This is a genomic window from Flavobacterium cryophilum (assembly GCF_048286555.1).
GTDB lineage: Bacteria > Bacteroidota > Bacteroidia > Flavobacteriales > Flavobacteriaceae > Flavobacterium.
Map to the genome: position 1 here is coordinate 84,863 of NZ_JBLVPZ010000013.1, position 9,867 is coordinate 94,729.

Sequence of the window (9,867 nt, forward strand, 5' to 3'; positions counted from 1 at the left end):
GTTTCACGCTCCTATCTCTTCTCTCCACTTCATCCCGCGGAAAAAGCGGGACTACGCTTCGTTTCCAGTCTAGGGTGGCTGTTCGATTGCCGCAACCCCGCCACTGCGCTCCTCGATAAATAATAATTTCCGCTACCGCTACAATCATCATTTTCTGCGGTGCTTGGGGGTGTTTGATTGCCGTTTCCATTACAACCTCCCCAGAGGAATCTCAACAAGACGATAGTGCAATTTCTTGAAAAGAAAAAGAAAAAAATCCAGCAAACATAGCATCCATTCCTCACTTTCAGTCGGTTCACCCTGAACATGTTTCAGGGTCTTTTTCAAAATTTATTTCAGGGTCGCCCTCCGTTTTCGTTCGTCATTTCTGCTGTTTTAACGGCTTTCTTTTTTTCTCTTTTTTCTTTTCAAAAAATTAAGGTCGAATATTTAAAACCAAAACACCATGCCAAATTTCATTATCAAAACCCATCAAAAAAACAATGTTTACAAAGGGAACCAAATTTTCATACTCAACAAAGGAATGAACAGTGGAAAGCCTCAGAAAGAACCTTTTACCAACAGTTTTGTCATCTTATTTCAAAATGAAGAAGATGCGGACACAGTCTATTGGTTGGCTTATAGTTTATGGAAAGCCAAATTCTGGCACCAATCACTAGTTGGGTCCGTAATTCCTTTTTTAAGAATCGACGATTTCAAAATAGATTTTAACTCAAAAGTAAACGAAATGCTGCAGGAACACGAGCTGCACAAAAAACAAGTTCAGGCGTTGAGGTTGTTGGAACAAAAAGAGGACCAATTCCAGAAGAATATTGTACTTATTAGTGAAATGAGACGAGTGATATTGATGAGGTATTGTAAATAATAGCGCTTTGAGGACAAACTAAATAATTGCAATAGTTAAAAAATAAAACATAAATTAGCATATTGAAAAAAAAATTATTTAACATAAATACCCAAATAGCAGCCATTTAATCGAAAGACTAATCAAGCTTGTAGTATTAAATCATTTTATAAATAATCCTTAATATGAATAAATTAAAATCTCTTCTTAGAAAAACAGCAGTACTACTTTTTGTTTTCACCGGCACAATTGTAATGGCACAGAAAAACTCAAGCAATGCTAAATTCAGCAAATTTCTGGATAATTATTACGAAGACGGCTTGCTATTAAACCCATTGACAGCTACACAAAGAGGCGACAACAGGTACAACGATTTATTTCCTAACGATATCGCTGAACCCTACCTAAAAAAACAACACGACTTTACCATCGTGTATCAAAAACAATTAGCATCGTTTGATAGAAACAAGCTCAATTCCTTTGATAAAATTTCTTTTGACATCGTAAGTCTCCAAATAAAGCAAGCTCTGGAAAGAGAAACATTTCATTTTGAATACATTCCCTTTAGCCAGTTTAGGGGCTACCCCAGTTCATTACCTTCTCTTGGTTCAGGAAAAAGTTTTCAACCTTTTAAAACAGCGAAAGATTATGAAAACTGGCTCAAACGAATTGATGGTTTTACGATATGGGCCGATACTGCGATAGCTAATTTTAACAAAGGCGTTGCAATGAAAATGGTGCTTCCCAGAGCCTTGGTGATTAAAATGATTCCGCAGCTGGAAGCTCAAACTGCGACAGATACACTCAAAAATATCTTTTATGAACCTGTTCGGAATATGCCAAGCTCCTTTTCTGCAAAAGAAAAGAAAGCGATAGGATTGGCCTATCAAAAGGCAATCAACACTAAAATAATCCCCACTTACCGAAAACTGGCCGACTATTTAAAAAATGTTTATTTGCCAAAAGCCAGAAGCACATCGGGCTATAATGATTTGCCCAATGGAAAAGCAATGTATGAATATTTTGTTGGCGTAAACACCACTACCAATCAAACACCGGATGAAATTTACCAAACGGGACTACGAGAGGTGGAACAAATTACTAAAGAGATTGATGACCTCAAGATAAAAATTGGCTTTCAGGGAGACCGAACTGCATTTTTCAATCATGCCCTGACTGATCCCTCCTTTTTTCCTTTCACCACTGACGAAGAAATATTGGAAAGTTACAGGGCCATCCTGCCCATCATAGAACCGAAGCTAAAAAAATTATTTAATATTGTTCCCAAAACAGCCTTCGAAGTGAAGGCAATTGAAAAGTTTAAAGCGGCTACGTCGGCAGCCAATTATGAAAGAGGCACAACGGACGGTAGCAGACCCGGTTATTTTAATGTTCCAATCGTTGACGCTACTAAATTCAATAAGTTGGGCATGGACAATCTTTTTATACATGAAGCCATTCCGGGGCACCATTTTCAATTGTCATTACAGCAAGAGAATCAATCCATGCCTAAAATTAGAAAATTTGCTGGCTATTCCGTTTTTTCTGAAGGCTGGGCTTTGTATGCCGAATCATTGGGTGAAGAATTAGGATTGTACACGGACCCTTATCAAAAATTGGCTGCCTACAAATCAGAATTATTTAGGGCGATACGATTAGTGACAGACGTTGGATTGCATACCGGAATAATGACAAGAGAAGAGTCAATCCAATACATGATGGAAAAAGGAGGAAGAGAGCAGCAAGCTTCTGTTTCAGAAACAGAAAGATATATGGCAATGCCAGGACAGGCGCTTTCCTATAAAACGGGAGAATTGAAAATATCTGAACTCAAAGCCAAATATATAAAAAGCTTGGGCAGCAAGTTTGAAATCAAAAAATTTCATGATGCCATTTTGCAGGTTGGTTCTGTGCCTTTAAGCGTGTTTGAAACTTATATGGATAATTGGGCTAATGAACAAAGTAATTAAGGAGAACATCAGTATGAAATTGGGGAACAATAGTTTTTTTAAAACCTAACGAAGTTATTATGTGTATCAAAAAAAAGCCTGATCTAAACGGACCAGGCTTCCCTAATTAATCCGGGAAAAGGTTACCAAGCCAAACCCGTATTTATGCTGAACTCGATTCAGTATTATTTCTTTTTAAATTTTGTCAATCCTTTTAAAAGGAGCGAAATAATAAAACTAATAATAGCTCCAATTACTGCTAAGATTATTGTTTTTAGAATATCTTCAGAAACAATATTTGGCATAACACTCAATAAAGTTCCGGATGCGGTTCCGATCTGTAAGGTGTTATTTGATTCCATCTCGCGGTAAATTTTGATTGTCTTTTTTCATCCGGTTCACAAGGACCCGTTCATAATTGGCCTCATCATCAACCGTGATCTGACTGATTACTGAAATGACACCTCCCGCAAGGGCTGCATACCCTGCAATACTGACAACGGCTACAGGTAAAACTACCGGAGCCGCAATGATAGTTCCGCTGATAGCCAATAAAGCCATTCCAATACTTCTCAAAACCCGGAAGAATTTCGGGGTTGGTGCTTTTGCACGTTCAATTATATTCATAATTTATTTATTTGTTTTCAGCCTTGTTGTCCTAATCGGAGTCGAAGGATTAGATTGGATTTTTATTTTGACTTGTTCATTATAGGACAAAGCTTTATAAATTAATGCTTTTAACTTTTCTAATGCTTTTCGAGAAGAACTGCCCTTCCCTATTCCGGTATGGAGTGTTACAGGCGCGATACAACCCAATAATTCGGTTTTAGCGTCATTGGCGGGATGGATTAATATCAAATCTCTTCCCGGAACATTTTTCAAATGCAAGTGCCATTGGAACTTTGGGCTAAACCGCTTCTGCAAAACATATTCTCCTTCGGGAATACAAGAAACACGTTGTTGGTTATGCAACCAAGGCAACTCGATGGCATAACAAACTAAGGTGCCGTTCCATACTATTGTTCCTTGTGTTCCCTCGGGGAAATACGTCCTATTTAACACTAAAACCATCTTACAGCCCGCTTACCTGAACCAATGCCAATGGATTGTATGAATCGTTTTTCAAAGGATACATTCTGCCGTTTACCTCTTGATAGAATTCAATTCCCAAAGCTAAAAACAAGGGTTTTGTGCTGCCCGGAGTAACTGGATTGGCATGATTGATATCAACAGTTTGATTCGAATTCCAAGGTAGAATATCCGTTTCCGAAGTGGCAACTACAAAGGTTTCCGCTTCAAAATCAATTTCCGCACCTGCTGATATAATTTTGAAATGAGTAGTTCCACTTGCAGCCGCAATCATGTTCGCAGGAACAAACGGCAACAAATCAACCATAATATTACCCGTAGCACGGTCAATTGTCCCCACAAAAGGAGCAAATAAAGAAGTTCCTAGTTTACCTCTAATATTGAATTCGAAGCCTGCAAGCAATTCTGCTTCACCATCAATCACATTACGCAATCCACGCTCACTTATCATATCCGCTTGAATGACTTTAATCATAGATTGAGTTAATCGGCTTACCATTCTGCCATCAGCAGAATTGATAAGTAACGTTCGTAATGCCGTTCTCAAAGTTTTCCCTGCCTTCCCCGCTCTTCCAAATTCGGAACCGTTTTCACGCGTTCTCTGAAACGCAGGATCGCTCGCGATTCTGCTCGCATCGATTCCACCTTTTTCTCTGGCCAAATGACCATCTTTAGTTTTGTAAAAAGTAATATCTCCAATAGTACCTTTCAATTTAATAATGCCTTTTTGTCTAGCCATAATTTCTAAAATTTAGATTTTTTAAATTCCTTCAATCATTATCCTGTTGCAACATCTTTTGATTGATTATGAAACAAATTTTAATTAATTAAACCACATAAGAAAGACTCCCCTATTCCATATGTCACTTTGTGACACAAATGGCAGAAATCGACATAAATACCCATTTACACCTATCCCTAATGGGAATAAATCGCCGCTTCTGAACCAACCGATTTATTTATTATTTTTATAGAATGCAAGAACTTGAATCATAGTAGATTCAAGTTAGGCAAAGCCCAATCAAAGCCATAGATAAAGTATGAGAACCGAAAACAAGAGATTATGTATCTATCCAAAAGATATACAACGCATAACAGGAAAGAGTTATCGTCAAAGTATTAGACTGCTACAAAAAATAAGAAAGGAGCTCAATAAGCTCCAAAATGAGTTTGTATCTATTGAGGAATTTTGCCAATATACCAGCTTAAAAATTGAACAAGTTGAACCTTTAATAATTGGATAGAATTTATCCTTTAGATGTTCACAATTTAAACTCTACCAGTTCAATAAATAATAGTTAACCAGTTCAAATTTTGATAAATAAGAGCCCTTTTTTTAAAGTATTTTTTGTAAATTTACATTTATCAACACAGGTGAAAAACTGTGAAAATTTGAAGTGGCACTTGAATAAAAAAACAGATATAAAATATTATATTTCAACCACGTAGCAAAGATAGAACTTTCTCTTTTTCTCCACAGAATTAAAGCCATAATATCTATTAATCAGTGAGTTAGTGTTTTTTGTTTTTACTTCTAGCCCACATTTAGATTACATAATTATTATAGAACTGCAGAAAGCAATCAATAACACCAATAAACCCATATTAGTTGATATTAGCCTCTAAATTCAAAAAAAAGACAATGGAGAAGCATTATAGAAAACGTTGCTGTAAGACATCGTAAAATCTTCTTTTAGTCTCTTTTTGCTGCAGCACTAATTTTAAATAGAATTAAATATCATTTAAGAAAAATCGAGCACCATTTTTGATTTTTCCCTATAATTTGACGGGAGGCTTTCTACCATAGTACATCATTGCTTTTATATCTCTCATATTTTTATTTGTCTACTTAAAAAGCAAATTTTAAGGCGAGAAACCACTAGAACCACTAGAACCACTAGTACCAGCTTAAAATTGTTGTAAAACTACCTACTAGCTGTTTAAAAAGGTCTAGTATAGGAGCTTTCTTAGCTGAGATTATAACAGCGCAAGAGTAAGTACTATCTTTATTTAAGGAGTAGGCTTTCAAGATGTCTGTGATTGGTAAAATGAGATCTCTCAAATCAGTCCCACCCGTTTATAGTATATTATATGATTCCGAATTTATATTTAGAGCGGTGCGGGAATCAGTTTGTCTAATTGCCTCTTGTCCCTTCCTTGCAGGCAGATACGCCGCAGCCAGGTAAAATGCAATGCACCATTATAGGATCAAATCTTGGTCCCAAGCGTGCAAAACGGCAATCATACCAATTTAGAATTCTTTCTTTCTGCCAAAACTGCTTAAAGTGGCCCAAGCTTACTCAAAAAGGGTATCACAAACCGCTAATTATATAATATTAAAAATAATTGTATAACATTCTCTATGTAAAGGTTTGTAAATTTACAATTAAGCTAAAGAACCATTGTCTACAACAAGTAAAGAAATTTAACGACCGCTTACTTGAAGGCAGAGATGTAAAACATTCTAAATTTACGTAACTTGAATGAGTATAATCATAAAAGAAAAAAATGAAAACTAAAATGCAATTAGAACTAAGTATCATAAAGATTACTACTACAATTAAACAAGAATATCCAGAGCTATCAAAATTTATTATTGAAATGCCCGAGAACAATTCGGAGAGTGAGGAAGTAACTATCAAAAGCCTTGAAGAGTACTATAATTCTTTAAAAGATCTTCTGGATAAATATGCAAAAACGCATAGTGAAACGGAGATCAAAGAAATTCGTAAAAAACCTGAATATGCAGACTTACAAATCTACCCGCCTTCTGAAGATATTTATCAACAATTAAAGGAAGAAAAGGATTTGAATCCAGAAGATATTACAAAAAAGAAAACACCAAACGAAAAGGAAGGAACTTGGAACGAAAAGGACTTTAAATATGTGAAAACGGGTGCTGATTTAGATGTTCCAGGTTCAGAGCTGGACGACCAACAAGAAAATGTGGGAAGTGAAGACGAAGAAAACAATTATTACAGTACCGGCGGAGACAACCATAATGATTTAGACGAAAACACAGAATAATATATAAAACAATTATGAAAATTCAATTCAACACAGACAAAACAATCTCTGGTGACGAAAATTAAGAAGACTATTTACCTCCTTCATCGCCGAAAAGCTAAACTGATTCCAATCATATATTACCGGAATAGAAGTGCATTTATCAGACGAAAATGGGAAAAAAGAAGGACATAATGATATCCAATGTATACTGGAAGCTAGAATAGAAGGCAGAGATCCAATAGCAGTTACCTGTGATGCCGATACTGCAAAAAAGGCTATGTCTGGTGCCATAGATAAAATTAAAATATCCCTAGAGACCATTCTTGTAAGGATACAAAATCATGAAAGATAAAATTAAGTGAATACATATAGGTATCCTCTTTATTGATCATTATGCACTAGCAATTTTTAGTCTTATTTAAGTTTATCCCATCCTACCTAAAAATGACAACAAAGGATTTATCAAAGAGCTGTTTGTAAAGTACTAGATTATCCTCACGGTTTTGATTGAACACATTAAATCGTTTGTGAATCAGTTCCCTCATTAAGTTAAGAGTAGTTTTATAAAAGTACTAATATAAAAAAACGAAAAAATGACCTGCTTTTTAAATTCGTAGTTAAAAGAATAATAACTGAATGAATCGCAACGACTAAACAATTAAAGCAATATAAAATGAAACAAAGTATAAACAGTTTATTAGGCTACACCATTAAAGGAACTGATGGTGAAATTGGAAAAGTAGAAGAGTTCTTTTTTGATGATCAGACCTCAACCATACGGTATGTGGTGGTAAAAACGGGAGGATGGTTTTCCGAAAAAAAAGTTTTGATTTCGCCAGAAGCATTTCAAAAACTGGATTGCGAATCAAAAACACTATCTGTAAATCTTACGCAGGAAAAAATAAAAAACAGTCCCGATATTAAAACAGACAGACCTGTTTCAGAACAACAGGAAGAGTTGATTCGTGGATACTACTCTTGGCCCGGCTATTACGGAAACGGAATGTATGGATACATGAGCCTAGGCATGTGGGGATATCCGTTAGTTGAAGTAAGAGAAACAGAAAAGGAAATGATACAAAGGAAAACGGAAAAGCAAACTAATGAAAACCCGCATCTACGAAGCACACAGGAAGTTACAGGGTATGATATTCATACAACGGACGGAAACATAGGCAAAGTCGAAGATTTTATAATTGACGATGTAAGCTGGAAAATCCATTTTCTTATTGTGGAAACCGGCAACTGGTTTTCAGGAAAAAAAGTAATTATTTCTCCGCGTTCGATAAAAGATGTAAAATGGCAGGAGCAGACAGTTACTATTAATCACTCAAAGGAAGAAGTAAAAAACAGTCCCGAATATGATTCGTCGCAACCGATAAATGATTCATATGAACATTCACTCAATGACTATTACGAAAAATAAAATAATAATTATGGAAATTTTACAACAAGCAGAAGTATTTGAAAAAGCCAAAATGAGTCATATGTCTAATAGTGATAAAGTGACAGCTTCAAGAGAAGCAAAACGACTTGTATTAGCAATCAACAAAATTTATAAGAAGACAAAAGAAGCAACCTTGATGGATATAATGAAGCGGTTAACCATTAAGAAAAAAAGAATAGATATTCGATTGAAAGGAAGACCTAATTCTTGAGTATACTACTAATCCCTAATAAACAAACGCCATGGAAAATCATATTGTAAAAATAATTTCAGTGGAACCAGTAACGCATGATGTAAAGCGATTTACAATCCAAAAGCCAGAAGGTTTCAAATTCATACCTGGACAGGCAACCGAAGTGTCCGTAAATACTCCTGCACTTAAACATGAAAAGCGACCTTTTACATTTACAAGTTTAAATGATAATAAGCACCTCGAATTTATAATTAAAATTTATGATAATCACAACGGAGTTACAAAAGAATTAGGAAAATTAAAGCTCGGTGACGAACTTATCCTCCGTGATGTTTGGGGCGCAATTGAATATAAAGGCGAAGGCGTATTCATTGCTGGTGGTGCAGGTGTTACACCATTCATTGCAATTCTGCGGCAGTTACAGGCGGATGACAAAATTGCTAACAACAAACTAATTTTTACCAATAAAACCGAAAAAGATATAATTCTAAAAAAAGAATTTAATGAAATGCTCGGCAAGAATTTCATTAACACGCTCACTGATGAAAAAAAAGAGGGGTACGAAAATGGTAGGATTGACTATACTTTTCTAAAAGAAAAAATAGACAACTTTAAACAGCATTTCTATATTTGTGGTCCACCACAATTTGTAACAGCCATTTCAGAAGCACTCACACAATTAGGAGCGAAAACTGATACAGTAGTTTTTGAGAAATAATCTGTGAGATTTGTTAAAACTGCTTTAACGATTTGATTGTTCTTTTCTCGAATTTAGAATTATAAAAAAATCTTTAAATTTATATTGTGCATTGGAGATGCTAACTTAGCCATCACAGAAAGTTAAGAAATAATCTTAATTTTAACCTATGAAACAAGTCCGCAAAGTTTATGACAAAGCTTTCAAAGAAAAAGCCGTCCAATTGAATTATGAGAGAACAAACGTATCAGAACTGGCCAGAGAGCTGGGAGTAACAGCACCACAGTTGTATAAATGGCGCAAAGAGTTCGAGGAATTTGGAGAGGGAAGTTTTCCTGGAAAAGGGAATTTAAAATTAAGTTCTGAACAAGAAAAAATTCACGAATTGGAGAAAAGACTCAAAGATGCCGAGTTAGAGCGCGATATATTAAAAAAAGCAATTGGCATTTTTTCCAAGAGCGGTCGATGATTTATAGTTTCATTAAAAATAATGAACAAGTATTCCCGATTGAAAAAATGTGTAAAGTTCTACAAGTGAGTAGTGGAAGTTATTACCGATGGAAAAAACAAACAATCACTGCAAGACAGCAACGAAAAATCGCCATAAAAGAAAAGATAATATTGATTTATTTTGAATCC

General features: G+C 35.4%; 11 protein-coding genes. 7 read left to right on the plus strand and 4 right to left on the minus strand.

Features of this window, described 5'->3' with window-relative positions; all coding sequences use genetic code 11:
- Window positions 1-445 precede the first annotated feature (445 nt).
- Together ACNQGJ_RS15670 and ACNQGJ_RS15675 are read left to right on the plus strand one after the other, a co-directional pair.
- Window positions 446-865, plus strand: coding sequence for a DUF6943 family protein (locus ACNQGJ_RS15670; protein WP_417974662.1), 420 nt, complete (start codon window positions 446-448; stop codon window positions 863-865).
- 164 nt (window positions 866-1,029) lie between these two features.
- Window positions 1,030-2,814 (plus strand): DUF885 domain-containing protein, encoded by a 1,785-nt coding sequence (locus ACNQGJ_RS15675; protein ID WP_417974664.1) that lies wholly within the window; start codon window positions 1,030-1,032, stop codon window positions 2,812-2,814.
- A gap of 164 nt (window positions 2,815-2,978) precedes the next feature.
- On the opposite strand, the gene ACNQGJ_RS15680 is transcribed toward ACNQGJ_RS15675, so the two are convergent.
- Genes ACNQGJ_RS15680 through ACNQGJ_RS15695 form a run of 4 tightly spaced genes read right to left on the minus strand, consistent with a single transcriptional unit; the run spans window position 2,979 to window position 4,621 of the window.
- Complete coding sequence (locus ACNQGJ_RS15680) at window positions 2,979-3,155, minus strand: hypothetical protein (protein WP_417974666.1); 177 nt, start codon at window positions 3,153-3,155, stop codon at window positions 2,979-2,981.
- Window positions 3,142-3,420, minus strand: a complete 279-nt coding sequence (locus ACNQGJ_RS15685; RefSeq protein WP_417974668.1) for a hypothetical protein — start codon at window positions 3,418-3,420, stop codon at window positions 3,142-3,144. The genes ACNQGJ_RS15680 and ACNQGJ_RS15685 overlap by 14 nt, the downstream gene beginning before the upstream one ends.
- A 3-nt stretch (window positions 3,421-3,423) precedes the next feature.
- Window positions 3,424-3,864, minus strand: a complete 441-nt coding sequence (locus tag ACNQGJ_RS15690) for a DUF5675 family protein (protein ID WP_417974670.1) — start codon at window positions 3,862-3,864, stop codon at window positions 3,424-3,426.
- Window position 3,865: 1 nt separating this feature from the next.
- Window positions 3,866-4,621, minus strand: a complete 756-nt coding sequence (locus tag ACNQGJ_RS15695; RefSeq protein ID WP_417974672.1) for a hypothetical protein — start codon at window positions 4,619-4,621, stop codon at window positions 3,866-3,868.
- A 1,769-nt stretch (window positions 4,622-6,390) separates the two neighbouring features.
- Here ACNQGJ_RS15695 and ACNQGJ_RS15700 point away from each other — a divergent pair.
- The 5 genes from ACNQGJ_RS15700 (at window position 6,391) to ACNQGJ_RS15720 (ending at window position 9,697) form a co-directional block, all read left to right on the plus strand.
- Window positions 6,391-6,909: a hypothetical protein gene (locus tag ACNQGJ_RS15700; protein ID WP_417974674.1), complete on the plus strand. Its 519-nt coding sequence runs from the start codon at window positions 6,391-6,393 to the stop codon at window positions 6,907-6,909.
- A 655-nt stretch (window positions 6,910-7,564) separates the two neighbouring features.
- Window positions 7,565-8,317: a PRC-barrel domain-containing protein gene (locus ACNQGJ_RS15705; protein WP_417974678.1), complete on the plus strand. Its 753-nt coding sequence runs from the start codon at window positions 7,565-7,567 to the stop codon at window positions 8,315-8,317.
- A gap of 10 nt (window positions 8,318-8,327) precedes the next feature.
- Window positions 8,328-8,549: a hypothetical protein gene (locus tag ACNQGJ_RS15710; RefSeq protein WP_417974679.1), complete on the plus strand. Its 222-nt coding sequence runs from the start codon at window positions 8,328-8,330 to the stop codon at window positions 8,547-8,549.
- Between the two features lie 31 nt (window positions 8,550-8,580).
- The gene (locus ACNQGJ_RS15715) at window positions 8,581-9,249 is read left to right on the plus strand and encodes an FAD-binding oxidoreductase (RefSeq protein WP_417974681.1); all 669 of its coding nucleotides are present in this window, start codon (window positions 8,581-8,583) and stop codon (window positions 9,247-9,249) included.
- A 148-nt stretch (window positions 9,250-9,397) separates the two neighbouring features.
- Entirely contained in the window at window positions 9,398-9,697 is a 300-nt protein-coding gene (locus tag ACNQGJ_RS15720) for a transposase (protein ID WP_417974683.1), read from the plus strand.
- Window positions 9,698-9,867: the final 170 nt, after the last annotated feature.

Excerpts from the sequence above, each read along its gene's own strand:
- ACNQGJ_RS15675 (WP_417974664.1), top strand. The coding sequence starts at position 1,030 with ATGAATAAATTAAAATCTCTTCTTAGAAAAACAGCAGTACTACTTTTT.
- ACNQGJ_RS15695 (WP_417974672.1), bottom strand. The coding sequence starts at position 4,621 with ATGGCTAGACAAAAAGGCATTATTAAATTGAAAGGTACTATTGGAGAT.
- ACNQGJ_RS15670 (WP_417974662.1), top strand. The coding sequence starts at position 446 with ATGCCAAATTTCATTATCAAAACCCATCAAAAAAACAATGTTTACAAA.
- ACNQGJ_RS15680 (WP_417974666.1), bottom strand. The coding sequence starts at position 3,155 with ATGGAATCAAATAACACCTTACAGATCGGAACCGCATCCGGAACTTTA.
- ACNQGJ_RS15705 (WP_417974678.1), top strand. The coding sequence starts at position 7,565 with ATGAAACAAAGTATAAACAGTTTATTAGGCTACACCATTAAAGGAACT.
- ACNQGJ_RS15685 (WP_417974668.1), bottom strand. The coding sequence starts at position 3,420 with ATGAATATAATTGAACGTGCAAAAGCACCAACCCCGAAATTCTTCCGG.
- ACNQGJ_RS15700 (WP_417974674.1), top strand. The coding sequence starts at position 6,391 with ATGAAAACTAAAATGCAATTAGAACTAAGTATCATAAAGATTACTACT.
- ACNQGJ_RS15720 (WP_417974683.1), top strand. The coding sequence starts at position 9,398 with ATGAAACAAGTCCGCAAAGTTTATGACAAAGCTTTCAAAGAAAAAGCC.
- ACNQGJ_RS15710 (WP_417974679.1), top strand. The coding sequence starts at position 8,328 with ATGGAAATTTTACAACAAGCAGAAGTATTTGAAAAAGCCAAAATGAGT.
- ACNQGJ_RS15715 (WP_417974681.1), top strand. The coding sequence starts at position 8,581 with ATGGAAAATCATATTGTAAAAATAATTTCAGTGGAACCAGTAACGCAT.
- ACNQGJ_RS15690 (WP_417974670.1), bottom strand. The coding sequence starts at position 3,864 with ATGGTTTTAGTGTTAAATAGGACGTATTTCCCCGAGGGAACACAAGGA.